Source organism: Streptomyces griseorubiginosus (assembly GCF_017614965.1).
In the GTDB taxonomy this organism is placed as follows: Bacteria; Actinomycetota; Actinomycetes; order Streptomycetales; family Streptomycetaceae; genus Streptomyces; species Streptomyces griseorubiginosus_B.
Window position 1 is genome coordinate 1 of sequence record NZ_WVUG01000126.1, and the last position, 24,170, is coordinate 24,170.

20 protein-coding genes, 1 pseudogene and 1 riboswitch are annotated in these 24,170 nt (G+C 71.7%); of the genes and pseudogenes, 10 read left to right on the forward strand and 11 right to left on the reverse strand.

Translation table 11 applies throughout. The features are described from left to right. Nucleotides 1–717: pseudogene (locus tag GRC12_RS23115) on the forward strand (hypothetical protein); the annotation flags it as partial. Nucleotides 718–1,314: 597 nt separating this feature from the next. Here GRC12_RS23115 and GRC12_RS23120 read toward each other — a convergent pair. Then, on the reverse strand, nucleotides 1,315–1,569 hold the full coding sequence (locus GRC12_RS23120) for a chorismate mutase (protein WP_133043211.1): 255 nt from the start codon (nucleotides 1,567–1,569) through the stop codon (nucleotides 1,315–1,317). Between the two features lie 293 nt (nucleotides 1,570–1,862). On the opposite strand from GRC12_RS23120, the gene guaA reads away from it, so the two are divergent. Continuing rightward, on the forward strand, nucleotides 1,863–3,437 hold the full coding sequence (gene guaA, locus GRC12_RS23125; protein ID WP_208781284.1) for a glutamine-hydrolyzing GMP synthase: 1,575 nt from the start codon (nucleotides 1,863–1,865) through the stop codon (nucleotides 3,435–3,437). Between the two features lie 18 nt (nucleotides 3,438–3,455). On the opposite strand, the gene GRC12_RS23130 is transcribed toward guaA, so the two are convergent. Beyond that, entirely contained in the window at nucleotides 3,456–3,929 is a 474-nt protein-coding gene (locus GRC12_RS23130; RefSeq protein ID WP_208781285.1) for a pyridoxamine 5'-phosphate oxidase family protein, read from the reverse strand. Between the two features lie 140 nt (nucleotides 3,930–4,069). On the opposite strand from GRC12_RS23130, the gene GRC12_RS23135 reads away from it, so the two are divergent. After that, complete coding sequence (locus GRC12_RS23135; RefSeq protein ID WP_208781286.1) at nucleotides 4,070–4,864, forward strand: class II aldolase/adducin family protein; 795 nt, start codon at nucleotides 4,070–4,072, stop codon at nucleotides 4,862–4,864. A gap of 18 nt (nucleotides 4,865–4,882) precedes the next feature. Here the strand turns inward: GRC12_RS23135 and GRC12_RS23140 are convergent, their stop codons facing one another. Next, a complete protein-coding gene (locus GRC12_RS23140; protein WP_208781287.1) occupies nucleotides 4,883–5,764 on the reverse strand; it encodes a DUF4429 domain-containing protein in 882 nt (293 codons plus the stop codon). 188 nt (nucleotides 5,765–5,952) lie between these two features. Here GRC12_RS23140 and GRC12_RS23145 point away from each other — a divergent pair, with 188 nt between their 5' ends. Continuing rightward, nucleotides 5,953–7,242, forward strand: a complete 1,290-nt coding sequence (locus GRC12_RS23145) for a hypothetical protein (RefSeq protein ID WP_208781288.1) — start codon at nucleotides 5,953–5,955, stop codon at nucleotides 7,240–7,242. Between the two features lie 160 nt (nucleotides 7,243–7,402). Next, nucleotides 7,403–7,930, forward strand: coding sequence for a DoxX family protein (locus tag GRC12_RS23150; protein ID WP_208781289.1), 528 nt, complete (start codon nucleotides 7,403–7,405; stop codon nucleotides 7,928–7,930). Nucleotides 7,931–7,990: 60 nt separating this feature from the next. Here the strand turns inward: GRC12_RS23150 and GRC12_RS23155 are convergent, their stop codons facing one another. Together GRC12_RS23155 and GRC12_RS23160 are read right to left on the reverse strand one after the other, a co-directional pair. Continuing rightward, nucleotides 7,991–8,236, reverse strand: coding sequence for a hypothetical protein (locus GRC12_RS23155; RefSeq protein WP_133043204.1), 246 nt, complete (start codon nucleotides 8,234–8,236; stop codon nucleotides 7,991–7,993). Next, nucleotides 8,223–9,902 carry a PspC domain-containing protein gene (locus GRC12_RS23160; protein ID WP_244373633.1) on the reverse strand — a complete coding sequence of 560 codons (1,680 nt, stop codon included), beginning with the start codon at nucleotides 9,900–9,902 and terminating at the stop codon, nucleotides 8,223–8,225. The genes GRC12_RS23155 and GRC12_RS23160 overlap by 14 nt, the downstream gene beginning before the upstream one ends. Before the next feature lie 214 nt (nucleotides 9,903–10,116). On the opposite strand from GRC12_RS23160, the gene GRC12_RS23165 reads away from it, so the two are divergent. Then, complete coding sequence (locus GRC12_RS23165; RefSeq protein ID WP_244373634.1) at nucleotides 10,117–11,409, forward strand: ATP-binding protein; 1,293 nt, start codon at nucleotides 10,117–10,119, stop codon at nucleotides 11,407–11,409. Further along, nucleotides 11,406–12,125: a LuxR C-terminal-related transcriptional regulator gene (locus GRC12_RS23170; RefSeq protein ID WP_208781291.1), complete on the forward strand. Its 720-nt coding sequence runs from the start codon at nucleotides 11,406–11,408 to the stop codon at nucleotides 12,123–12,125. Before GRC12_RS23165 ends, GRC12_RS23170 begins: the two co-directional genes overlap by 4 nt. Nucleotides 12,126–12,165: 40 nt before the next feature. Here the strand turns inward: GRC12_RS23170 and GRC12_RS23175 are convergent, their stop codons facing one another. Further along, a complete protein-coding gene (locus GRC12_RS23175) occupies nucleotides 12,166–13,230 on the reverse strand; it encodes a C40 family peptidase (RefSeq protein WP_208781292.1) in 1,065 nt (354 codons plus the stop codon). 414 nt (nucleotides 13,231–13,644) lie between these two features. Here GRC12_RS23175 and GRC12_RS23180 point away from each other — a divergent pair, with 414 nt between their 5' ends. After that, complete coding sequence (locus tag GRC12_RS23180; protein WP_133043200.1) at nucleotides 13,645–13,998, forward strand: hypothetical protein; 354 nt, start codon at nucleotides 13,645–13,647, stop codon at nucleotides 13,996–13,998. Here the strand turns inward: GRC12_RS23180 and GRC12_RS23185 are convergent. Continuing rightward, nucleotides 13,976–14,971: a tellurite resistance/C4-dicarboxylate transporter family protein gene (locus GRC12_RS23185; RefSeq protein ID WP_208781293.1), complete on the reverse strand. Its 996-nt coding sequence runs from the start codon at nucleotides 14,969–14,971 to the stop codon at nucleotides 13,976–13,978. The genes GRC12_RS23180 and GRC12_RS23185 overlap by 23 nt on opposite strands. A 246-nt stretch (nucleotides 14,972–15,217) precedes the next feature. After that, entirely contained in the window at nucleotides 15,218–16,360 is a 1,143-nt protein-coding gene (locus GRC12_RS23190) for a C40 family peptidase (protein ID WP_208781294.1), read from the reverse strand. Nucleotides 16,361–16,368: 8 nt separating this feature from the next. Beyond that, a riboswitch (cyclic di-AMP (ydaO/yuaA leader) is annotated at nucleotides 16,369–16,539 on the reverse strand. 240 nt (nucleotides 16,540–16,779) lie between these two features. Here GRC12_RS23190 and pcrA point away from each other — a divergent pair. Further along, nucleotides 16,780–19,266 carry a DNA helicase PcrA gene (pcrA, locus tag GRC12_RS23195; protein ID WP_208781295.1) on the forward strand — a complete coding sequence of 829 codons (2,487 nt, stop codon included), beginning with the start codon at nucleotides 16,780–16,782 and terminating at the stop codon, nucleotides 19,264–19,266. Between the two features lie 73 nt (nucleotides 19,267–19,339). Here the strand turns inward: pcrA and GRC12_RS23200 are convergent, their stop codons facing one another. Both GRC12_RS23200 and GRC12_RS23205 read right to left on the reverse strand, forming a co-directional pair. Continuing rightward, nucleotides 19,340–20,797 carry a M23 family metallopeptidase gene (locus GRC12_RS23200; RefSeq protein ID WP_208781296.1) on the reverse strand — a complete coding sequence of 486 codons (1,458 nt, stop codon included), beginning with the start codon at nucleotides 20,795–20,797 and terminating at the stop codon, nucleotides 19,340–19,342. A 230-nt stretch (nucleotides 20,798–21,027) separates the two neighbouring features. After that, the gene (locus GRC12_RS23205) at nucleotides 21,028–21,891 is read right to left on the reverse strand and encodes an esterase/lipase family protein (protein ID WP_208781297.1); all 864 of its coding nucleotides are present in this window, start codon (nucleotides 21,889–21,891) and stop codon (nucleotides 21,028–21,030) included. Nucleotides 21,892–22,286: 395 nt separating this feature from the next. Here GRC12_RS23205 and GRC12_RS23210 point away from each other — a divergent pair, with 395 nt between their 5' ends. Then, nucleotides 22,287–22,703 (forward strand): cobalamin B12-binding domain-containing protein, encoded by a 417-nt coding sequence (locus GRC12_RS23210; protein ID WP_037886971.1) that lies wholly within the window; start codon nucleotides 22,287–22,289, stop codon nucleotides 22,701–22,703. Between the two features lie 113 nt (nucleotides 22,704–22,816). Here GRC12_RS23210 and GRC12_RS23215 read toward each other — a convergent pair. Then, the coding region (locus tag GRC12_RS23215) for a DUF5691 domain-containing protein (protein WP_208781298.1) at nucleotides 22,817–24,170 on the reverse strand (1,354 nt) is incomplete at its 5' end.

The window sequence follows — 24,170 nt, forward strand, 5'->3', positions numbered from 1 at the left end:
ACCCTGGCCCGCCCGTTCGCGGGATCCCCGGCACAGCAGTGGGCCGACGGCGAGGCGGGCATCGTGCTGCCGAAGGCCACCGTGCTGGGCTCGATCCCCAAGGACCGGGTCGAACTGGCCCTTCAGCAGACCAGGAAGCTGCTGGTCGACGCCAACCTGAACCCGAAGGTGGTGGCGGGCGGCCGTCCCGAGGCGGCCCTTTCGGTGCTCGACCCCAAGCAGCCGAAGCTGCTGGACGACCTCGACACGGCCCTGCGCACGCCCAGCAAGAACCACGACCCGCTGTCCCTGTTCAGCCGGTTCGACCCGAAGGAGGTGAAGCCCGCCGGGAAGGTGATCAAGGTCCGCGGCCGGATCACCTTCAAGAAGGGCGACTTCGCCGGGGTCGCGGTGCACGCCGACTACACCTTCGTCTACCCGGTGATCCCCGCCGACGGTTCCAACGAGGTCGCCCGCACGATCGTGCGCCGCGTCATCGACGCGGAACTCCCCGACCCCGCGCACTACCAGGTCACCCCCGGCCGGCTGAACCTGCTGCGCTACGACGAGGACGGCGGCAACACCTCCTGCGACGTCTACGACGGTTACCTGCACCCGCGGTTCCCGTCCCGGACGCCCACCGACGGCACCACCCCGACCGGCCCGTCGGTCGACCCGTACGACCGCAGCCGCCCCATCGGCCAGGCGGACTCCTGCGGAACGGTGAGCCGTACCTAGTACCGGACACGCGGCAGGGCGGGCGCACGGCGTACCCGGCATGCGAAGGGCCCCGCGGGACCTGAGGCCGCGGGGCCCTTCTCCGTCAGCACCGACGTCAGGGCAGCGCCGGTGCCCGGGGAGCGGCGCCGGGGGGTTGCGCCGCTTGTCCTGAGTGCGCCCTGGTGGTCCCTAGTGCCCCGGGTCGCCGACCGGGCGCACAAGCGGCGCGCGAATGGTCTGGACCTCTGGCACTCCGCAAGGACACTTCAATGCGGTTGTCTGCGATGGGACTTGGGGGCTTTCTAGGCATCGTGCTGGATGGACGCGCCCTCCGCAACCGTTTGACCCAGGGTTGTGCATTTTTGCAGTTTCCGCCGGTCGGCCCCGGGCGTCCCCGGAGCCGACCGTTTACTTGGGTGACCGGGCTGCTGTCCCCTGCCGTCCGGTCACGACCCTGGAACGAGGTCCCACGACGCACGGCACGACCCGTGCGTCTCATCGCTCCAGCAAGCCACGCGTGGTTCTTTCGGGCCCGCCCCTGGCTGGCGCGGACACCCCACCAACGAGGTGGTTCACGGGGCGGTCACGCGCCGTACGGGTGAGAAGAGTCCGAACTCAGGAGCGACCGCGGCACAGTTCGAGCAGCGTCATCGCCAGCGGCGTCCCCGGCTTGCCCAGCGCCTCGCGGTAGCGGTCGAGGATCTCCATCTCGCGGGACAGGTGCACCCGCCGGCCGCCGGAGGCGATACGGGTCTGCTGCACGACGGCGGAGACGGCCATCCGTTCCTGGATCAGACCGATGATCCGGTCGTCGAGCGCGTCGATGCGCTCCCGGGCCTCCGCGATGGTCGCTTCCGGTGTGGTGGTCATGTCGGGCTCCTCGGTGAAGGGGGTGCCCCGAGGCGACAGGATCCGGAAAACACCAGGCGCCCCGGACCTTGTCGGCCCGGGGCGCCTGGGGAAGTCGCTTGTCAGTGGCTCAAGCAGCACGACCATGGCAGCCGGTGGGCCGGGTGCCATAGGTAAACGTCGAGTGCTGAAGCATGCCGGGGACTATACATCAGCTCCTCCGGCGTCCGCCCCGGGACGACGGCGAGGCTCCCGACGGCCGCCCCGCTAGACTCGGTCCCACAAACCCTCGCCCAACCGCCGGAAGGCACCCCGTGTCATCAGCGACCCCAGCCGCCACCGACACCGTCCTGGTCGTCGACTTCGGCGCGCAGTACGCCCAGCTCATCGCCCGTCGCGTCCGCGAGGCCCGGGTCTACAGCGAGATCGTGCCGAGCACCATGCCGGTCGCGCAGATGCTCGCCAGGAACCCGGCGGCGATCATCCTCTCCGGCGGCCCCTCGTCCGTGTACGAGGAGGGCGCCCCCCGCCTGGACCGCGAGCTCTTCGAGGCCGGAGTCCCCGTCTTCGGCATGTGCTACGGCTTCCAGCTGATGGCCCAGGCCCTCGGCGGCACCGTCGACAACACCGGCGCCCGCGAGTACGGCCGCACCGACCTGCACGTGGCCAAGGCGTCCTCCACCCTCTTCGAGGGCACCCCCGCCGAACAGCACGTGTGGATGTCGCACGGCGACGCCTGCTCCGCCGCCCCCGAGGGCTTCGCCGTCACGGCCTCCACGGACGTCGTCCCGGTCGCCGCCTTCGAGAACGACGAGAAGAAGCTCTACGGCGTCCAGTACCACCCCGAGGTCATGCACTCCACGCACGGCCAGCAGGTCCTGGAGCACTTCCTGTACCGCGGAGCGGGCCTCACCCCCTCCTGGACGACCGGGAACGTCATCGAGGAGCAGGTCGCGGCCATCCGTGAGCAGGTCGGCGACAAGCGCGCCATCTGCGGTCTGTCCGGCGGCGTGGACTCCGCCGTGGCGGCGGCGCTCGTCGCGCGCGCCATCGGCGACCAGCTGACCTGCGTCTACGTCGACCACGGCCTGATGCGCAAGGGCGAGACCGAGCAGGTCGAGAAGGACTTCGTGGCCGCGACCGGCGTCAAGCTGGTCGTCGTCGACGCGGAGGAGCGCTTCCTGACCGCGCTCAAGGGCGTCTCCGACCCCGAGGAGAAGCGGAAGATCATCGGCCGCGAGTTCATCCGGGTCTTCGAGCAGGCCCAGGCGGAGATCATCGCGGACGAGGGCCCGGCGGTGGAGTTCCTGGTCCAGGGCACCCTCTACCCGGACGTCGTGGAGTCCGGCGGCGGCACCGGCACCGCCAACATCAAATCCCACCACAACGTCGGCGGCCTGCCCGAGGACCTCGAGTTCCAGCTCGTCGAGCCGCTGCGCAAGCTGTTCAAGGACGAGGTCCGGATGGTCGGCCAGGAGCTGGGCCTGCCGGAGGAGATCGTCCAGCGCCAGCCCTTCCCGGGCCCCGGCCTCGGCATCCGCATCGTCGGCGAGGTGACCAAGGAGCGGCTCGACCTGCTCCGGGACGCCGACGCCATCGCCCGCGAGGAACTGACCGCGGCCGGCCTCGACCGGGACATCTGGCAGTGCCCGGTGGTACTGCTCGCGGACGTGCGATCGGTCGGCGTCCAGGGCGACGGCCGCACCTATGGCCACCCCATCGTGCTGCGCCCGGTCTCCTCCGAGGACGCCATGACGGCCGACTGGTCGCGGCTGCCGTACGACGTCCTCGCGAAGATCTCGACGCGGATCACCAACGAGGTGCGCGACGTCAACCGGGTCGTCCTGGACGTCACCTCGAAGCCCCCGGGCACGATCGAGTGGGAGTAGGCCCCGGCACGCGGACGATCAGGTGCGCTTGACCGTGCGCAGGGGTTCACCGGGCTTCCAGACCTGGACGACCAGGTACTTGTCGTCCTCGACGTAGGTGCGCACGACCTCCGTCAGCTCGGTGCGAAAGAGGTGGAACGGCTCCGGCGGTTCCACCTCTTCGCCGTATGCGGCCTTCGCCGCGGGATCCTCGACCTCGAGCGCCCGCCCGGCGATCCGCACGTCGCCCCCGCCCATGGTCTGCCCCTCGCCGGGGTTCGCCTGGAGCGCGAACCGCGGGTCGCGGCGCAGATCGAGGGCCTTGAGCGAGTCCGGCATCATGCCGAGCCACAGCTCACCCTTGAGGAAACGGACCTCGAGACCGGTCGTACGCGGGGAACCGTCCTGCCGGAGCGTGGCCAGGACATGATGGGTGAAGGCGCCGAAGCGCTCTTCGGCGGTCTTCGCGAACTCGGGTTCGGCGGCGCTGAAAGCCGCCCAGTTCCATGCCATACGTCCCAGGGTGACGCCGATACCGGACATCTTCTGTCGTGTATCGGCTGCGTGCGTCATCTTTACAAAACAGCTCTGTTCTCCTGCGCTGACCGAGGGTAACTTCCGCCTCGTCAAGCAACCCAGTGCCGGAGGACCACATGCCCGGGCCGACCCCACCGACGCCGCTGCCCAGCGATCGGCTGCGCTTCGCCATGCCGCCGATGCACGACTCGGTCGACGACGAGCGCAGGCACCGGAAGGAGCGGCTCGCGGGCGCGCTGCGGATCTTCGGCAGGTACGGGTTCGAGGACGGCGTCTCCGGCCACATCACCGCGCGCGACCCGGAGTACAGCGACTGCTTCTGGGTCAATCCGTTCGGTATGCCGTTCAAGCACGTCACGGTGAGCGACCTGGTCCTCGCCAACTCCGACGGGCAGGTCATCGAGGGCCGCTACCACGTGAACCAGGCCGCCTTCACCGTGCACGCCCAGGTGCACGCGGCCCGGCCGGACGTCGTCGCCGTCGCCCACTGCCACTCGGTGCACGGCCGCGCCCTGTCCGCGCTCGGCGAGCTCCTGGACCCGATCACCCAGGAGAGCTGCGCCTTCTACGAGGACCACGCCCTCTACGACGCCTACACCGGCGTCGCCGTCGACGCCGAGGAGGGCCGCCGTATCGCCTCCGCGCTCGGCACCCGCAAGGCGCTCGTGCTGCGCAACCACGGACTGCTCACGGTCGGCGACTCGGTGGACGCGGCGGCCTGGTGGTTCCTGTGCATGGAACGCTCAGCGCAGGTCCAGCTGACCGCCAAGGCGGCCGGCCGCCCCCTCCTCATCGACCACCGGCTCGCGGTCGCGACCCGCGAACAGCTCGGCGGCGACCTGGTCGCCTGGATCAACTACCAGCCCCTGTGGCAGGACATCAGCCGCAGCGAACCGGATCTGCTGTCGTAGGGGGCAGCCGCAGGGCGCTCAGAATCCGCGCAGCACCGCCGCCTTGGTCATCGCGAACTCCTCGTCCGTGAGCACCCCGTCCCGGTGCAGCTCCCCCAACTCCCGCAGTCTGCGCAGCAGTACGTCGTGGTGGTCGGCCGGGGGCGAGACGGCGCCGACGGGCCGGCGGCCGGCGAGCTCGCCGCCGTTGCGGGTCGAGGGATGCGGCAGTCGCGCGGTGACCGCGGTGGCGACCAGCGCGGTCAGCAGATCGCGCCGCGCGCTGCCCCACAGGTCCAGGGCGTACGGGTCCTTCTCCGGCGGCAGCTTGGAGAACACCGTCTCCCGCGTCACGAACCGCAGAAAGCCGTCCTCATAACCGGAGTTGGGCAGCCACTCCACCTGCACCACATCGCTGACGGCCATGATCCGCGGTCCCGTCGCCCGCTTGACCCGGTCCGAGGTGTCGGCCCAGTCGAGGCGTACCTGGGTGCCGTCGAAGGAGACCGTGCCGTCGGAGGAACGGACCGAGACCGGCACCGGCGGACCCGGCAGCAGATACGCCTTGGTCGGCTCCTTGGGGATCTGCTCCAGCATGAGCGCCTGCCGGATCTCCTCCGCCACGTACTCCGCGACCCCGGAGCGGTCCACGTCCACCAGCAGCCGGTACGGGTCCGCCGCGTCCGGCAGCCGCCCACCGGTCGCCTGCAGCAACGGATCCGCCCCCTCGCGCAGCCGCATCCGCAGCCGCCCCCGCTTTCGCTCGGGCTCGAAGACCACACCCGCGATCGCCTCCAGGGGTACGGCGACCTCCCCGTACGTCTGCCGGAACAGCGGCACGGAGCGGTGCAGGCCCGGCGTGATCCTGACCGTGGTGCCGTCGAAGGCCCAGGTCCCGTCGCGCTGGATGATCTCGGCCATAGGGAAATTCTCGCAGCCGGGTCAACACGGCGGCCCCCTCTTCACCCGCGCTGACCAGACCTGGCCGACGAGGACGGGGTGGCGTAGGGCACAATTCGCTGGCATCACAGGGGAGTTGCAGGACGGCGGCCGACCCCCCGGACGGGGGCCGCCGGTCGATCGGATCGTGCGGAAGGCGGGCGTCGGGCGTGGCGGTGCAGGAGGCGAGAGGCGGGGCGGACACGGGCGCGCCGGGCGGGGCGCACGCGGGTGGCTGCACCTGCGGGGACTGCCCGCACGGAGCGCGCGAGGGACATCGGCGGGCGGTCGCCGAGTTCCTCCTGATGCGTGACGGGTTCGCGGCCGGACAGGGGGTGCCCGCCGCGGTCGCCCACTCCGCGCAGGCATCCCGCCAGTGGGTGTCGGAGGAGCTCAGCCAGTCCGCGGAACTGGTCGCCGAACGCGGTCGCGCCGAGGGCGAGGCCTGGCTGACCCGGCTGTGGCTCCGTACGACCATCACCGTGTGGGCCCTGGTGCTGGTGTTGCTGCTGGTGCAGTCCCTGACGGCGATCGGCGCGGGATGGACGGCGGCGCGCACGGCCGGACTGCTGGCGGCGCTGCTGACCGCCGGTGTGCTCACGGCCGCCTCCTGGTTCCACCGGGCCCGGGGCGGCGCGCTGGCCCCGGTCATCGGCGAGGACAACCGTCTCTCCACCTCCCGCACGGTGGCCGCGGCCTGGGTCCTCCTCGTCGCCTTCGCGGTCCTGGTGCTGGTGGGCCGCCTGGCCGCCGCCTCCGACCACGCGGAACGGGACGCGCTGATCTCCGGCCTCGAACTCGCCCGCGCCGCCGGTGTGGTGACCGTGCTGGCGGTGGTCTGCGGGATCGCGGTCCTGGTGCGCCGCGTGGTCGGACTGCGCGTCCTCGCCCAACGCCTGCAGAAGGTACGGGCACACCGGCCGAGGGCGGCCGACCTGCTCACCGACGACGCGGGCCGCGGCAGCTTCGCCGACATCCAGTACGTCGTCATCAGCACGGTCGCCGTGCTGTTCGCCGCGGTACGGCTCGCCCGGCGCCCCGACCAGCTGCCCGACCTGCCCTGGGGACTGGCCGTGGTGGTGCTGGTCTCGGCGGCGACCTATCTGGCCGGCAAGTACGCCGAGGGCGGCCGCCCGGTGATCCTCTCCGTCGTCCGCGCCCGGGAGGCGGGTGACCTGGACGCCCCGATCCGCACCGGCGACGACATCGAGATCCGCGGGGCCGGTTTCGTCCCTCCGGGCGCCCAGGGCGCCGACCGCCTCTCCCGCATGGTCGTCCGCATCGGCCCGGTCAACGTGCATGTCCCCCTCGTCCCGGTGAGCGGCGGCTTCAGCAACCCGACCGACGCGGTCCTCACCGTCCCGGTGCCGGCGGACGTGGAACCGGGCCGGGTCGAGGTGCAGGTCGTCACGGCCGCGGGGGTGGAGACGAACCGGTACGCGGTCGACGTGACCGAGTGATTCATGTGACGCCGTGAGGGGAACGGCACTTCTCGAGGCGGACGCGTTGTTCGATCCCGCGCACTCCGTCAGAAATCGGCACGAACGCATTGAGCGCCCGGCCCCTCACGTACGTATCGTCTTTCAAGGGGCCCCGGCACACGGGCGAGAGGCGACAGTGATGACTCACGGCATACGCACGGACACGCACACCCCCTACCTCGACGGCGACCGGAACTGGCGCGACAGCGCCACCCGCTACGCCCTCCTTCCACTCCGGATCTTCCTCGGCGTCACCTTCATCTACGCCGGCCTGGACAAGATCACCGACAGCGCCTTCATGAAGCCCTCCGGCGCGGGTTCCATCGGTGACACCATGCGGTCCGTTCGCGACTCGTCCGCCATTCCGGCCCTGGTTGACCTGGCGCTGAAGAACCCGACCGGTTTCGGCTACGCGATCGCCTTCGGCGAGTTGGCCGTCGGCATCGGCACCCTGATCGGCCTGCTCGCCCGCCTCGCCGCCCTCGGCGGAGCACTGATCTCGCTCAGCCTGTGGCTGACGGTGAGCTGGGCGTCCGACCCGTACTACTACGGCAACGACCTCGCCTACCTGATGGCCTGGCTCCCCCTCGTCCTGGCGGGGGCGCCCGTGTTCTCCCTGGATGCCGCACTCCGAGCGCGGCGAACACGGGCGGGAGGTTACCGGTAGCCCCTGGTCGGCGGGGGTCGCCGGTGGCGGAGCGCCGACCCGTACGGGGTTGACGCTCCGTCAGGCATGCGCGGCCGGCTCCCTGTCGGCGCCGTCCCGCCGGGCCGTCACCGCCCGCCGCCGGCGTATCCCGCGGCTGACCATCCCCACCACACCGGCGAGGAACAGTCCGACGGTGACGACGGGTATCACCGCGAACCACGGCGTCTCCCACAACCCGCCCGCGTCACCGGCGTACATCGTCCCCGCGAGCGTGAGGAAGACACCGGCGACCAGCCTTCCCGGCTGGAACTCATGACGCAGCACGGGCCACCTCCGCCTGTCCGACGTCGACCCGCAGATCGAGGTCGATCGTGCCGCCCTTCCCGGCACCCCGGGCCGGTGCCAGGGTGACATCCTTGTGCTTGCCCGGCTCCACGTCCACGTCCCTCTTCTCGTCGCCCGGCAACTGGATGTCGCCCACCCCCACGTCGATGCTCAGCCTCACGGTCGCGTCCTTCGGCACGACGACCTTCAACTGGCCCGCCCCCACCTCGGCCTCCGTCGTCACCGTCTGCCCCTCGGGCACCCGCAGCCGGCTCAGGTCCAGAGTCCCGACACCGCTCCCGAGGTGGTACGACGTCCCGACGTCGGCCACCGCGGCCGGCTGCCAGGTCGTGCGTGTCCAGTGCGTACTGATGTCCTTGGGCAGGGCGGCCGACGCGGCGAGCAGCGCCGCCGTCACGACGGCCAGGAAGACCGAGCCGGCTCCGGTGCGTCCCAGGAACGCGCTGAGCGCGATGCCCAGGCCGAAGACGAGCAGCGCGCAGGCGAGGCCGGTCTGCAGGCTGGTGCCGAGGGCGTGGTCGTGCCAGGTCGTGCCGGTGCCGATGCCGCCGGCCACGAGGGCGAGCAGGAAGATCCAGCCGCCGATCCAGCGGGGGCCGCGCGGCCTGGGTGCCGCCGGGCGCGGGGTCCGCGGGCTCGGCTGGGCGGTCCAGGGGGTGCCGAGGCTGATGTCGACCGCCGCGGAGATGTCACGGTCGCGGGAGTCGCGGGGGCCCCAGAGGTAGCCGGTGCCGCCGACGTGCGTCCCGTCCTTGACGATCGGGTCGCGCCACCAGGAGGGGTACGCGGCGGGAGCCGGCGGTGCCTTCGCCTCCGGCGGGGCGTCCGCGACGGCCTGGGCGGCCAGTGGGTCGGGGTCGGGGGCGCCGCGCCGGCGCGACCAGTACCCGGCGCCGGCGAGGAGCAGGGAGAGGACCACGGCGAAGGCCAGCACCCCGCCGTTCCTCAGCATGGTCAGGAACACTCCACAGCCGACCAGTGCGAACAGCACGGCGGCCAGCGCCTGTCCGTCGACGCGGCCGGTGAGCAGCTTGCGGACCTCGTTCTCCTCGTCGTCCTCGAACGGGACGAGGAGCCAGACGAAGCCGTAGAAGATCAGACCGATGCCGCCGGTCGCGGAGAGCACGGCGAGGGTGATCCGGAAGATCACCGGATCCATGTCGCACTGCCGCCCGAGCCCGGAGCACACCCCGGCAAGCATCTTGAATTGCCGGTCCCGGCGGAACTTGTCGGGAGCGGCGGCTTGGTCACCGCCGACGGCACCGGGAGCGCCGCCAGCAGGTGCCGCGTCGCTGCCGACGGCACCGGGGTCGCCGCCTACGGCTCCCGCGTCGCCGCCAACAGCTCCGGCGTCGTTGCCAACAGCTCCCGCATCCCCGCCCACGGCTCCCGCATCCTCGCCCACGGCTCCCGCCTCGTGTGCGTCGGTCTTGGCTTCCGTGCTCTCCGCGTCCCCGGTCTCCCGTGCTCCAGCAGCCGCTCCCGCGCTCCCCTGTTTCCGCGCGCCCGCGGGTGCGTGCGTGCCCGCGTCGGGCGGGGTGCCGGGGGGCGCGGCGGGTGCGGCATCCCGCGGCCCGGCGCCCGGAGCGGGGCGCGGGCCGGTGCCGGGTCCCGGACCCGTCGCGGCGTGCTGGTGATCTGTCATGTGTCCATGGTGACGGCCGGGCGCCCCCGACGGGAGTCGGGACGACCCTGGCCGGACCCTGATATCGCCCCTGAGCCGGCGCCCGGGACGCGTTCGACGGGCCGGGACGGTGAGGAGTGAGGACGGCGTGATCAGGCGGAGTCGGCGAAGATCAGGGGAGTCTCGGGGGTCGACCCTGATGCCCGGCTCCGCCGACCGTGTGAGTATCGATGCCATGCCGGAAGCCGCTGCAGCGCCCCTCGTCGAACCGCGGCCGCCGCGCAAGCTCTACCGCAGCAGCGACGGACGCTGGCTCGGTGGTGTGGCGCGGGGGCTCGCCGGGCATCTCGGGCTGCCCGTGGTCTGGGTGCGGCTCGTCTTCGTCGGCCTGTTCATGGCGGACGGCCTCGGCGCGCTGCTGTACGCCGCGTTCTGGTTCTTCGTACCGCTCGGCGTCGGCGGTGTCGGCGGGCAGCGGCCCCCGTCGTTCGTCGGCACCGAGACCTCTCCCGACGGTCGTCGCAGACTCGTCGCCCGCAAGCCGGACCGGGGTCAGATCGTCGCCCTGCTCCTCATGGTCGTGGTGGCCCTGGTGTTCGTGGGCAACGTCAATCTGAGCGGCGGCGCCAAGGCCTACCTGTGGCCGGCCGTCCTCGTCGGCGCAGGCGTCGCCCTCGTCTGGCGCCAGGCGGACAACGCCCGCCGGGCCCGCTGGGTGGAGGTCGGCAGCCGCCGCCGTACCCTCACCCTGCTGCGCGCGGCGGGCGGTGTCCTCCTCGTCACGGCGGGCGTCTCCGGCGTCTTCGTCCTGCAGGGCTCCGCCGCCCATCTCGGCTCGGTCCTCCAGGCCGCGCTCGCGGTGCTGGTCGGGATAACGCTCCTCGCGGGGCCGTACCTCGTCCGTATGACCCAGGACCTCTCCGAGGAGCGGCTGATGCGCATCCGCGCCCAGGAGCGCGCCGAGGTCGCCGCCCACGTCCACGACTCCGTGCTGCACACCCTCACCCTGATCCAGCGCAACGCGGAGAACGCCGGCGAGGTGCGCCGCCTCGCCCGCGCCCAGGAGCGCGACCTGCGCACCTGGCTCTACAAACCGGAGGGCACCGGCAAGGACGAGGCCGACGAACCCGCCAACCTCGCCGACGCCGTGCGGCGCAACGCGGCCGAGGTCGAGGACAAGCACGGCGTCCCCATAGAGGTCGTCGTCGTCGGCGACTGCCCGCTCGACGAGAGAATCGGCGCACAGATGCAGGCCGCGCGCGAGGCGATGGTCAACGCCGCCAAGTACGGTGGCGAGGGCGGCGCGGTACAGGTCTACGCCGAGGTGGAGGGGAAGACGGTCTTCGTGTCGGTCAGGGACCGCGGTCCGGGCTTCGACCTCGACTCGATACCCGCCGACCGCATGGGCGTCAGAGAATCGATCATCGGCCGCATGGAGCGCCACGGCGGCACGGCGCGGCTGCGCGCGGTGCCGGACGGCGGCACGGAGGTCGAGCTGGAGATGGAGAGGGCGGAGAAGACGTCATGAGCGACCCGACCGAGGCGAACGAGCCCGTGGAGGCGACCGGCGGGAGCGCCGGCGAGCGGCACGTGCGCGTGGTCCTCGTCGACGACCACCGTATGTTCCGTACCGGTGTGCAGGCCGAGATCGGCCGGACCGACGAGACCGGCGTCGAGGTCGTCGGCGAGGCCGCGGACGTCGACCAGGCGGTCACCGTCATCACCGCGAGCCGGCCCGAGGTGGTCCTCCTCGACGTCCATCTGCCGGGCGGCGGCGGGGTCGAAGTGCTGCGCCGCTGCGCCTCGTTGATGGCCGACGCCGAGCAGCCGGTGCGTTTCCTCGCGCTGTCCGTGTCGGACGCGGCGGAGGACGTGATCGGGGTGATCCGCGGCGGCGCGCGCGGCTACGTCACCAAGACGATCACCGGCACCGATCTCGTGAACTCCATCTTCCGCGTCCAGGAGGGCGACGCCGTCTTCTCGCCGCGTCTGGCCGGCTTCGTCCTGGACGCCTTCGCCTCCACCGACGCCCCGCCGGTCGACGAGGACCTGGACCGCCTCACCCAGCGCGAGCGCGAGGTGCTGCGCCTGATCGCCCGCGGGTACGCCTACAAGGAGATCGCCAAGCAGCTGTTCATCTCGGTGAAGACGGTCGAGTCCCATGTCTCGGCGGTCCTCAGGAAGTTGCAGCTGTCCAACCGGCACGAGCTGACCCGATGGGCGACGGCACGCCGACTGGTGTGAGCCAGCACGCCGACTGGTGTGAGCCTCACACCACGCGCGCTCACACCACGCGCGTGGCGCCCGCGAACGGCATCTCGTCGACCGGGGCGATCTTCACCGGCTCCGAGGGGTTCGGGGCGTGGATCATCCGGCCGTTGCCGATGTAGAGGCCGACATGGCTGATGCCGGAGTAGAAGAACACCAGGTCGCCCGGGAGGAGTTCGGAGCGCGAGACGCGGCGGCCCGCGTCGATCTGGGCGTAGGTGGTGCGGGGGAGGGAGAGGCCCGCGGAGCGGTAGGCGGCCTGGACGAGACCCGAGCAGTCGAAGGCGCCGGGGCCGGTCGCGCCCCACACATAGGGGCTGCCGAGCTTGGAGTAGGCGTACGAGACGGCCGCCGCGGCCCGGGAGTCGGGCGCCTGGGCGGTCGCGGAACCGGGAGCCTCCAGACCGACCCGCGCGTCCGAACCGGACCGTGACGCACGCGTGCCCCCGTCCGCCCCGATCCGGGCGCGTTCCTCGGCCGGCAGCGTGTCCAGCAGTCGCCGTGCCGCGGCCAGCTTCCCGGTGATCGTCTTCCTCTGGCGCCGCAGCTCCGCCTGGCGCGACTTCAGCGCGGTCAGCTCCACGCGCGCGGCTCCGCGCAACCGCTCGATGTCCAGCAGCTGTCTGCGGACGTCCGCCACGGCCGCCGCCTGCCGGGTGCCCGCCCGGTCGACGAACTCGGCCCCGTCGAGGTACCGGTCGGGGTCGTCGGACAGCGCGAGCTGCACCGCCGGGTCGATGCCGCCGGCCCGGTACTGTGCCGCGGCCATCGAACCCAGCGCGTCCCGGGCCGAGTTGAGCTTGTCCGTCTTGCGCGCCGCCTGGTCCCGCAGCACCGACAGCCGCTTCTCGGCCGCGTCCGCCTTCTCCTTCGCCCCGTCGTACTTCTCGGTGGCGGTCTCCGCCTCCTGGTACAGCTTGTCCACCTTCGCCTTGACCTGCGCCGGCGTCAGCTTCGGCTCGGCGTGTCCGGTCCCGTCGAAGGCCGTGGCGGTGGCCGCGCCCGCGAGGGCGATGGTGAAGGCGGTACGGGCCGTGTTGCCGCCGAGCGAACGCCGACTGGGCTTGCGGTGCGCTGCCACGTGGACTGCACGTCCTTTCGTACGACCGCCCCGTACCGAGGCGGCTTACGCGTCCGGCGACGGCCCGCACAGGGGGAACGGCCCGCCGCCGGACCTTCTCGGCGGTGGTGGCCGACTGCCGCCCCTGGCCCGGGCGGCGGTGGGGAGCCGGTCACCTGGGGGAGGACGCTAAACCTGACGGTGTCGGCGGGGTGACGCCTTGTGCGGAACTGCCGCGAGCGGACCGCCGGGTGACCGTATACGACCGTGACGGCGATCCGGGACCGTCGACTTCGCGCAGGACGCTGACCGAAGTGACGGTTTCGGGACACGTACGGGCGGCATGGTGCTATGGGCCGCATATATGCAGGACCGGGCCGGTGGAGGCGGGCCGGTGTCGGACGCCCCATGCGCCCCTGTTTAAGCTCCGGCCTCATGGACGTACTCATCCACCTCTTCGTCGGCCTGCACATTGTCGGCATCGCCGCGCTCCTCGGTGGCTTCCTCACCCAGTTGAAGGCGATGGGCCGCGGTGAGGCCCGCTTCGTCCCGGGGATGCTGCACGGCGCGCTGACGATGCTGGTCACCGGGGCGATCCTGGTCGGGCTCAACCAGGCCGACGACCATCACGTCAACAACATCAAGATCGGCGTCAAGCTGGCGCTGCTGGTCGTGATCCTCGGACTTGTCTATGTGAAGCGGGACGAGGAGAAGGTGGACAAGAGCCTGTTCGGGCTGGTCGGCGCGCTCACCACGGTGAACGTCTTCATCGCGGTGCTGTGGACCTGAGGCCCGCGAGGGCGGCCGCGAGGGACTGAGCGGCGACCGCCAGCCACGCCGCCACCGCGATCCACAGCAGCACCTGCCCCGGCCCCCTGAGCCACGGCACGTGCAGGGCGGCGGCGACCGACAGGACGGCCGTCGCCGTCATCCCCATCGGGAACACGGTCGCCCAGCGGCGCACGTCGTAGCCGGGCCGCGGCCGCATCACCTCCGCGACGAGCAGTACGGCGTACCAGGCCGCGTCCAGCGCGAGCAGCGCGAAGGTGACGGTGCGCAGGACACCGCGGTCGTCGCCGCTCCACAGATACAGGGACGGGCTGTCCGCGGCCACGAGTCGCGCGCCGGCCAGCGCCGAGATGGAGAGCGCGCCTCCCGCGACCCACTGGTCGCCGGCGCCCTCCACGACCTGCCGCAGGTCGAACCGGGCGAAGGCGAGACCGTAGAGGACGAGCCCGAGCCAGAACAGCACGAGCGCGGTGTGCGCGAGCCACGCCGTCGACTCAGCGGCCGCGAGCACGGCGCCGAGCACGGCGAGCCCCTGGGTGGCCACGCAGCACAGGAACACCGCGCCGGGCATGCGCCGCCGCCAGTGCCGTACGACGTCCACGAGCAGCACCGGCCACAGCACGGCCGCCAGCGCGAGCAGAGCCTCCGCGAGGGTCTGCCGTCCCAGGACCGAGAAGCGGGTGCCGAGCACGGTGGTCGCCGCGACGGCGGCGAGCGACCCTGGCGTCCCGGCCTCCGCCAGCCATCTCTCCCGGTCCCACAGCAGCCGCGCGGCGAAGTCGGCAGCCAGCCCCAGCCAGCCCACGCAGGTCAGCACGAGGGCGATCCGCGACACCGTCTCGTGTCCCGTCAGCTGAAGCCCGACCGACAGGATTCCGGTCGCCATGACGGCGGCCCCGGCCGCGGGCGGCCGCCGCGCCCACCAGACGAGGAGGGCGGAGCGGTCGGGCACGGGGCTGCTGCTGCCGGGCATGCGGCCGATGGTAGGGAGCCCGGCCCGGAGTCCGAGAAGGGCACGCGCGCGGGCAGAAGGAAATACGCGCGGGCGTGCGGAGCGGGGGATGGGGCGCGGACCGACGCGTACGCGCCGAGCGTGCGGTTGCGCACGACGGCACACCCCTGAGCGGCGGCGTAGGCAGGCGCCCGGAGACGTTCGCGCGCCCCCACCCCACGGCCGCACGGCGCCCGAAGCGGCTCCCGCGCGCCCCGTCTCACCGCCTCACGCGGGGCGTACCACGCTGTGGATGATTGATGCGCCGGCGTAGTAGATGGACTCCTCGCGGACGTACGCGCCCGGCTTGGGGGCGTGGATCATCATGCCGTTGCCGATGTAGACGCCGACGTGGCTGATGTCGTCGTAGAAGAAGATCAGGTCGCCGGGTTGGGCGTCGGCGAGCGAGACGGTGGTGCCCGCGTTCACCTGGTCGTAGGTGGTGCGCGGGAGGTCCACGCCCGCGGCCTTCCAGGCGGCCTGGGTGAGGCCGGAGCAGTCGTAGGAGCCGGGACCGGTGGCACCCCAGACGTACGGCTTGCCGATCTGCGCGCGGGCGAACGCGAGCGCCTTCGCGGCCTTGGCGGCGTAGGAGGAGTCCGTGGTGACCCCGGTGTCCGTGGTGCCGGTGTCAGAGGAGGAGGTGCCGTCCTGGGCCTTCCGCGCCGCCGCCTGCTGCTGGGCCAGCTCCGCGGCCTTGCGCACGGCTTCCTGCTGCCGCTTCTTCTCGATCGCCGCGAGCCGCGCCTTCTCCTCGGCGGTCATCTTCGACAGCAGCTCGCGCGCGTCGGAGAGCTTCTTCTGCACCGTGGCCTTGGCGGTCTGCAGATCGTTCTGCGACGTGCTGAGCGTCTCGAGGCTCCGGGAGGCCTCCTCGCGCTTCTTCATCGTCGCGGACTGCTCGGTGAAGTAGTCGTCGACCGCGCTCTTCTGGCGGGCGGTCAGCCGGCCCATCAGCTGGGTCTGGTCGAAGTAGTCCTGCGGGGAGTCGGCGAGCAGGAAGGTCGCGGTGTCGGGCGCGGCGGCACCCGTCCGGTACTGGGCGGCGGCGAAGGAACCGAGCCTCTCGCGCTCCTCGTTGAGCTTCTGGGCGCGCTTGGCGACGTCGTTGAGCAGGGAGTCGACCCGTCTGCGCTGCTTGCTGGTCTTCTCCTTGGCCGCGTCGTACTTCTCGGTGGCCGACTCCGCCTGGCGGTACAGGTCGTCGACCTTCTTCTCGACTTCCTCGAGGCTGGGGCCGTCGGCCGAGGGGGCGGCGTTGGCCGACTGGGAGAGCAGGGCCACGGAGGTGATGGCGGCCGTGGCGAGAGCGGGTGTGCGTATGCCTGCTACGCGCGTAACGGCGGGACGCGTCTTGCGGTGCGACGCCAAGACCGGCGACTCCTTCCATCGTCCGCCTACCGGGTTAGCTGTCGGGTTCGGGCGGGTGGTTCGGAAGGGTTGCCCTACGGCCCTGGCCCCGGAAGGGGGTCGGCCAATTCACCCCAAGGTCCTCGTGGGTCCCCGGCTCCGGCTGCGCGGCGGCGCCCCGGACTCGGCGGAGGCCGCACGGCCCGGCGAGGTTCGCCGGTGGGGGTCGTACGGCCTGCCCGAACGGTAGCCAACTCGTGTGGTCCGTGTGAAGGTTGATGTTCGATTTGTCCGATACATTTCCGTGACCTTCGACCGGTTCCGCCCGCCCGGCCACGTACGGTGATGGCGCGCCACGGAGCGTGTGCGGGGTATCGGATCGGGCGATGTTCTCAGGGCGGCGGCGGGCTGTCAGTGGGGCGCCCTAGACTCGGAGAGCGATGAGCAGCCTCTTTGACGACAGCTTCCTGGCGGACCTCCAGGCCCCTCGCGGGCACGCGGAGGACCCCCCGCCGCCGCCCGAGGACGATCACGTACCGGAGCCCGTTCCGGACGACCTGTTCGGCGGGAAGTTCGACGTGCCGCCGGACCGGGACGCCTACTACCGCGACGGCGCCCCCCGCCCGGCGATCGACCCGGCGGCGCTGCTGGACGGGCTGAACGAGAACCAGCGCGCGGCCGTCGTGCACCATGGCGCCCCCCTGCTCATCGTGGCCGGCGCGGGCTCCGGCAAGACCCGTGTCCTCACCCACCGCATCGCCTACCTCCTCGCCGAGCGGAACGTGCACCCGGGCCAGGTCCTGGCGATCACCTTCACCAACAAGGCCGCCGGTGAGATGAAGGAGCGCGTCGAGCAGCTCGTCGGCCCGCGCGCGAACGCGATGTGGGTGATGACCTTCCACAGCGCGTGCGTGCGCATCCTGCGCAGGGAGAGCAAGAAGCTCGGCTTCACCTCCTCCTTCTCGATCTACGACGCCGCCGACTCCAAGCGCCTGATGGCCCTGGTCTGCCGCGACCTGGACCTCGACCCCAAGCGCTACCCGCCGAAGTCCTTCAGCGCCAAGATCTCCAACCTGAAGAACGAGCTGATCGACGAGGAGGACTTCGCCGCCCAGGCCACCGACGGCTTCGAGAAGACCCTCGCCCAGGCCTACGCCCTCTACCAGTCACGCCTGCGCGAGGCGAACGCCCTCGACTTCGACGACCTGATCATGACGACGGTCAACCTGCTCCGCGCCTTCCCGGACGTCGCCGAGCACTACCGCCGCCGTTTCCGGCACGTCCTGGTCGACGAGTACCAGGACACCAACCACGCCCAGTACGCGCTCGTGCGCGAGCTGGTGGGGACGAGCGAGCACCCCGTCGACGTCCCGCCGAACGAGTACGACGTCCCGCCCGCCGAGCTGTGCGTGGTGGGTGACGCGGACCAGTCGATCTACGCCTTCCGCGGGGCGACGATCCGCAACATCCTCCAGTTCGAGGAGGACTACCCGGACGCGACGACGATCCTGTTGGAGCAGAACTACCGCTCCACCCAGACGATCCTGTCCGCGGCCAACGCGGTCATCGAGCGCAACGAGTCCCGCCGCCCCAAGAACCTGTGGACCAACGCGGGCGCGGGCGCGCGCATCACGGGCTACGTCGCCGACACCGAGCACGACGAGGCCCAGTTCGTCGCCGACGAGATAGACCGTCTCACCGACGCGGGTGACGCGAAGGCCGGGGACGTCGCCGTCTTCTACCGGACGAACGCCCAGTCCCGTGTCTTCGAAGAGGTCTTCATCCGCGTCGGCCTGCCCTACAAGGTCGTCGGCGGCGTCCGCTTCTACGAGCGCAAGGAGGTCCGGGACGTCCTGGCCTATCTGCGCGTGCTGGCCAACCCCGAGGACTCGGTGCCGCTGCGCCGCATCCTGAACGTTCCCAAGCGCGGCATCGGCGAGCGCGCCGAGGCGATGATCGACGCCCTCTCGCAGCGCGAGAAGATCAGCTTCCCGCAGGCGCTGCGCCGCGTCGACGAGGCGTACGGCATGGCCGCGCGCTCCGCCAACGCGGTCAAGAAGTTCAACACGCTGATGGAGGACCTCCGTACGATCGTCGAGTCCGGCGCGGGCCCGGCGACCGTCCTGGAGGCGGTGCTCGAACGCACCGGCTATCTCGCCGAGTTGCAGGCCTCCACCGATCCGCAGGACGAGACCCGTATCGAGAACCTCCAGGAACTCGCGGCCGTGGCCCTGGAGTTCGAGCAGGAGTCCGGTGAGGGCGAGGAGTCCCCGGGGCTCGCCGAATTCCTGGAGCGGGTCGCGCTGGTGGCCGACTCCGACCAGATCCCCGACGAGGAGGAGGACGGCTCCGGGGTCATCACCCTGATGACCCTGCACACCGCCAAGGGCCTGGAGTTCCCGGTGGTCTTTCTTACCGGCATGGAGGACGGCGTCTTCCCGCACATGCGCGCCCTCGGCCAGACCAAGGAGCTGGAGGAGGAGCGGCGGCTCGCGTACGTCGGCATCACGCGGGCGCGTGAGCGGCTGTATCTGACCCGCTCCGCGCTGCGCAGCGCCTGGGGGCAGCCGTCGTACAACCCGCCCTCCCGCTTCCTGGAGGAGATCCCGGCGCAGCACGTGGACTGGAAGCGGACGGGCGCCACGTCTCCCGTCTCCTCGGGTCCGGCGTCCGGCGTCGCGGCCTCCCTGTCCTCCTCCCGCTCGCGCTCGTCGGCGTCGGGGGTACCAGGGTTCGCCACCAGCCGGACCTCCGAGAAGCCGGTGGTGTCACTGGCGGTCGGGGACCGGGTCACCCACGACCAGTTCGGGCTCGGCACGGTCGTGGCCGTGAAGGGCACGGGCGGCAACGCGGAGGCGACGATCGACTTCGGCGACGCCAAGCCGAAGCGGCTGCTGCTGCGGTACGCGCCGGTCGAGAAGCTGTGACGGACTGAGTCCCCGACCCAAGGGCGGGGGCTGACCGCAGAGTTGGGCTGGGCTCACCGGAGAGTCGGGCGGCCTACGTCGGGTCCAGTCCGTGGCTGCGCAGCCACGGCAGGGGGTCTATCGGCGCTCCGCCGCCGGGGCGCACCTCGAAGTGCAGGTGCGGGCCGGTCGAGTTGCCCGAGTTCCCGGAGTACGCGATCGGCTGGCCGGCCTTCACCGTCGTACCGGAGGCGACGCGGTAGCTGGAGAGGTGGCAGTACCACGTCTCCGTGCCGTCCTTCGCCGTCACGATCATCATGTTGCCGTAGGCGCTGTTCCACTGCGTGCGCACGGTGCCGTCAGTCGCGGCCATCACCGTGGTGCCGTAGGAGACGGGGAAGTCGATGCCGGTGTGCACGGACATCCAGTTGACGCCGGCCTGGCCGAAGTAGGCGCTGAGCCCCTTCTGGGTGACGGGCAGGACGTACTTGGGGCGCAGCCGCTCCTTGCGGGCCGCCTCCGCGGCCGCCTTCTTCTTCTCGGCCTCCTGCTGCGCCTTGAGGTCGATGCGCTCCTGCGTCCGGCTGGCCCGGTCGGCGAAGTCGTTGGCTCCGGCGGACAGGCTCTCGAGCTGGGAGTCCAGCTTGTTGTTGGCGACGGCCGATTTCACGGTGGGCGCGTCGGAGGCAGTGGTCGAGGTGTCGTCGCCGGAGAAGGTGCCGACCGAGGCGGCGGCGATCCCCGCGACCCCCATCACGCACGCCGAGGGCACGGCGATGGTCAGCAGCGCGGAGCGCCTGGCGGGCGTACGGCGGCGGGAGCGCGCCGCGTTGCGGGCGGCGGCGCGTGAGGCCGGGGCGGGAGTGACCTCTTCCTGGTCGTCGAGCAGGGGCGTCACCGCGGGCAGCTCGCCCGTGGCGGTCAACTCCTCCTCGTCGTCGGCGAGTTCCTCGTAGGAGCCGTGCTCGACCTGCTCGAAGAGGGCGGTCGCCTGCTGGTCGAACGGTTCGCCCTGATCGACCGGGGCGTCGGAGTTCCACTGCGTGGCGTCGTACGCGCCCGTGTCGAAGGTCTGCGTGCCCCATTCCCAGTGCTGGGTCTGGTCGGCCGCGCCACCGGACTGGTCGGGCTGGAGCCAGGCGCTCGCGTCCCACTGCCCGGAGACGTCGTGGCCGGTGGCCTGCGAGGGGATCACCGACAGGTGCTGGTGTTCGCCGGTCCAGGCGGCCGTCTCGTACACGCCGGTGTCATAGGCGGCGTGGTGCTGGGCCGCGTAGGCGTCGTAGTGCGGCGTCTGGTGGTGGCCCGTCGCCCACTGGGTGCTGTCGTAGGAGCCGGTGCCGTCGTCGGGGAGGCTGCCGAAGAGGGGGTCGGCGGCGAAGGTCGTGGTGGTGTGCGCGCCGGTCTGAAAACCGTTGGCGTCGTAGCCGCCGTACGTGGTGAAGTCGCCGTACTGGGCCTCCTCGGTGCCGTACGACGCGTAGTGCGCCGCGGCGGCGTCGGAAGCCGGAGCCGGGGTGGTCATGGTCCCCGACGGGTGACGGTCGTTCACCAACTTCTCTTTCGCCTCGACAACAGGGGCTGCCAGAGCAGTGCGGCGACTGTACCCGGCGGTATACGGGCGCGACAATCTTCAACTGGTTTCGGGCGCGCAGGAAACGGGCATTCGGCCGTGTTTCGGGGGAGTGCGGGCGCGGGTTTGGCCTTGTGTTCGAAGAGTGTTCGATGTCCGGTCGGTGTGAAACGGTTTTCCGGCGGCTGCGGATCGGCTGTTCGGGGGTCTCACGCCACCGTCAGACCGCCGGTGGAGGCAGCGGCGGCGGCGCCGGACCCTGTGGCGTCGAGGGCCTGGCGTATCCCCGTCGCGACGGCGGGATGCACGGGCAGTGCCAGATGGCCGATCCCGCTCACCCGTACGTTCTCGGCGAGCAGGTCGGGATGGTCGATGCAGGCGCTCTCCAGCGGGTCCATCAGATGGTCGAGGTCGCTCCAGAAGCTCACGAAGTGCGTACGGCACCCGGGCGCGGGCCGGGCGAGCTCCTCCAGCAGCTCCGAGCCGGGGCGCATCTGGCGCACGATCGGGTGCGCGTTGGCCAGCGGCGCCACCCGGGTGCCGGAGTGCGGGGTGCCGAGCGTGACGAGGGTGCGCACACGCAGGTCCCCGCCGAGCCGCTGCACGTAGTACCGCGCGATCAGCCCGCCGAGGCTGTGCCCCACGACGTCGACCTGGCTGCTGCCGGTGCGCTCGCAGATCTCCTCTATGTGGCGGCCCAGCAGCTCCGCCGCGGTGCGTATGTCGCAGGTCAGCGGCGAGTAGTTCAGTGACTCGATCTGCTGCCGGCCGTGCTGGACGAGGCTGCGGCGCAGCAGCAGGAACACCGAGCGGTTGTCGATGAAGCCGTGCAGCAGGACGACCGGGGGTTTCGCCTCGGTCGGCAGCTGGGCCGTGCCGTCGGGCGAGGGGAGGGGGGCGGGTCCCCGGCGTTCCGGGGTGATGCCGGAGGGATAGAGCAGGAGGTGGCCCGCGAGGATCGCGAGTTCCAGGGCGGTGGCCTTCAGCAGGGCCAGGGAGAGCCCCGCCAGCCTGCTCGGGAGCAGTCGCTGGCAGAACGGAAGAAAGGGCTGCACCACCTTGGTGACCGTCATGGCCGACCTCCTGTCGGCACACAGGAGGACGCCTGTGTCCCCCGTGTGCCCTCGTGGATAGCCTCGACGAAGACGGCCGACGGCGCGACTGAGGGATGCGTGGGGTCGGTGCCGAGCCCTGCGTGCCCTTCCAGTCGATGCCGACACGCCGTACCGCCACGACGCGCGGCCTGCGGCGCGGTGGTGCGGCGACCTCGTTGCGGCTCCCGTTGCGCCTGTTCCCGCCGGAACGGTGCGCGGTGAATGTGTCCCACCGTGTGATTTCCCCCTCGGTCCGCACCGCGAAACTGCCGGTTGCGGGATGCTGTCGATAACGTTCGTTCACTTTCCGGGCCGATTCGGGTACCCCTGTACTCGTCGGTAGGGATGAATGCAGTCGCTTCATGGAGGCAGTGATGGGTGTGGCAGCCGGTCCGATCCGCGTGGTGGTGGCCAAGCCGGGGCTCGACGGCCACGATCGAGGGGCCAAGGTGATCGCGCGGGCGCTGCGCGACGCCGGTATGGAGGTCATCTACACCGGGCTCCACCAGACGCCCGAACAGATTGTCGACACCGCGATCCAGGAGGACGCCGACGCGATCGGGCTGTCCATCCTCTCCGGCGCGCACAACACGCTCTTCGCCGCCGTGATCGACCTGCTCAAGGAGCGGGACGCGGAGGACATCCTGGTCTTCGGCGGCGGGATCATCCCCGAGGCGGACATCCCCCCGCTGAAGGAGAAGGGCGTCGCGGAGATCTTCACGCCCGGGGCGACGACACAGTCGATCGTGGACTGGGTCCGGGCCAACGTCAGGCAGCCGGCCGGAGCCTGAGCCCCGGTGCGGTACCGGCGCGTGGGGGCGCGCGGACCTGGGGGCCCTGCCCCCAGACCCCTCGCCGGCCCGCAGGACCGCGCCCTCGGCCGCCCGACAGGCCGCGGGAACCCCTAGGCGGCCCCCAGCTCCTGAGCCATCGCCGCACGCAGGCGCAACGTCGTGACCAGGCGCTGGAACGCCTCCGCCCAGTAACCGCCCGCTCCCGGCGACGCGTCCTCGTGCTCGTCCGGTATCGCCAGCAGGCCGTCGAGCCTGCTCGCCTCCGACGGGTCGAGGCAGCGTTCGGCCAGGCCCATCACTCCACTGAAACTCCATGGGTAACTCCCCGCGTCCCGCGCGATGTTGAGGGCGTCCACCACCGCCCGGCCGAGCGGCTCCGCCCAGGGCACCGCGCACACCCCGAGCAGCTGGAACGCCTCCGACAGCCCGTGCGCCGCGATGAACCCGGCAACCCAGCCGGCCCGTTCGGCGGCGTCCAGCGTGCCGAGCAGCTTGGCGCGCTCGGCCAGGGACACCGCCCCCGGTCCGCCGGCCTCCGGGGCCGAGGGGACGCCCAGCAGCGCCCGCGCCCACTCCGCGTCCCGCTGCCGTACGGCCGCCCGGCACCACGCCCCGTGCAGTTCGCTCTGCCAGTCGTCCGCGACCGGCAGGGCCACGATCTCGCGGGGCGTCCGGCCGCCGAGCCGTGCGGACCACGTCCGCAGCGGTGCCGCCTCCACCAACTGGCCGAACCACCACGACCGTTCACCCCGTCCCGCCGGTGCCTTCGGCACGACACCGTCACGCTCCATGCTCGCGTCGCACTCGTGCGGGGCCTCGACGGTGATCGTGGGTGTCTCGCGGGTGCGGTCCACGGCCACGCACGCGCAGGCCCGCACCGCCATCCGCGCGGCGAGCGCCGAATCCGGCAGCGCGGAGAGCAACTCGGCCGCCGTCGCGCGCACATTACGGCTACGGTCCCCCAGCGCCTGCTCCAGGAACGGCTCGTCCTCGGGGCCCAGCCGCGTGCGCAGCGAGTCGAGGAACATCAGCCGGTCCTCGGCCCGCTCCGTCGACCAGGTGGTCGCCAGCAGTTCTCGGGCGGCGGCGGGCTCGCGCGAGCGCAGGGCACCGAGGAGGGCGACTCGCTCGGCGAACAGGCCCTCCTGCCACAGCCTGCGCGTCCGCTCCTCGTCCTGAGGACGGGGCAGCGCCGCACCGCCGCCCGGGGTCGCGCGCAGGGCGAAGCGCCAGTCCGGGTTGAGCCGGGCCAGCCAGGTCGCGCGTGGCCCCGCGAACGTCAGCGCCGCCGGACGCAGGTCGGTACGGCCGCGGGCCGCGTCCAGCAGGGCGGGCAGCACCTGCGGGGGCGGGGCGAAACCGCGCGCGTTCGCCGCCGCCAGCCACTGCGGAAGCAGCTCCATGAGGTCCGGGGCGGTGCCCCTGCGGCCACCGGTGCTGGTCCCGGGGCGGTCGGCCAGGAGC

What these genes read in the sequence shown, in the direction of transcription:
- GRC12_RS23120 (WP_133043211.1), bottom strand. Translation starts at nt 1,569, where the DNA reads ATGACCACCACACCGGAAGCGACCATCGCGGAGGCCCGGGAGCGCATC.
- GRC12_RS23130 (WP_208781285.1), bottom strand. Translation starts at nt 3,929, where the DNA reads ATGGCATGGAACTGGGCGGCTTTCAGCGCCGCCGAACCCGAGTTCGCG.
- GRC12_RS23135 (WP_208781286.1), top strand. Translation starts at nt 4,070, where the DNA reads ATGCCCGGGCCGACCCCACCGACGCCGCTGCCCAGCGATCGGCTGCGC.
- GRC12_RS23140 (WP_208781287.1), bottom strand. Translation starts at nt 5,764, where the DNA reads ATGGCCGAGATCATCCAGCGCGACGGGACCTGGGCCTTCGACGGCACC.
- GRC12_RS23150 (WP_208781289.1), top strand. Translation starts at nt 7,403, where the DNA reads ATGACTCACGGCATACGCACGGACACGCACACCCCCTACCTCGACGGC.
- GRC12_RS23160 (WP_244373633.1), bottom strand. Translation starts at nt 9,902, where the DNA reads ATGACAGATCACCAGCACGCCGCGACGGGTCCGGGACCCGGCACCGGC.
- GRC12_RS23165 (WP_244373634.1), top strand. Translation starts at nt 10,117, where the DNA reads ATGCCGGAAGCCGCTGCAGCGCCCCTCGTCGAACCGCGGCCGCCGCGC.
- GRC12_RS23170 (WP_208781291.1), top strand. Translation starts at nt 11,406, where the DNA reads ATGAGCGACCCGACCGAGGCGAACGAGCCCGTGGAGGCGACCGGCGGG.
- GRC12_RS23180 (WP_133043200.1), top strand. Translation starts at nt 13,645, where the DNA reads ATGGACGTACTCATCCACCTCTTCGTCGGCCTGCACATTGTCGGCATC.
- GRC12_RS23185 (WP_208781293.1), bottom strand. Translation starts at nt 14,971, where the DNA reads ATGCCCGGCAGCAGCAGCCCCGTGCCCGACCGCTCCGCCCTCCTCGTC.
- pcrA (WP_208781295.1), top strand. Translation starts at nt 16,780, where the DNA reads ATGAGCAGCCTCTTTGACGACAGCTTCCTGGCGGACCTCCAGGCCCCT.
- GRC12_RS23205 (WP_208781297.1), bottom strand. Translation starts at nt 21,891, where the DNA reads ATGACGGTCACCAAGGTGGTGCAGCCCTTTCTTCCGTTCTGCCAGCGA.
- GRC12_RS23210 (WP_037886971.1), top strand. Translation starts at nt 22,287, where the DNA reads ATGGGTGTGGCAGCCGGTCCGATCCGCGTGGTGGTGGCCAAGCCGGGG.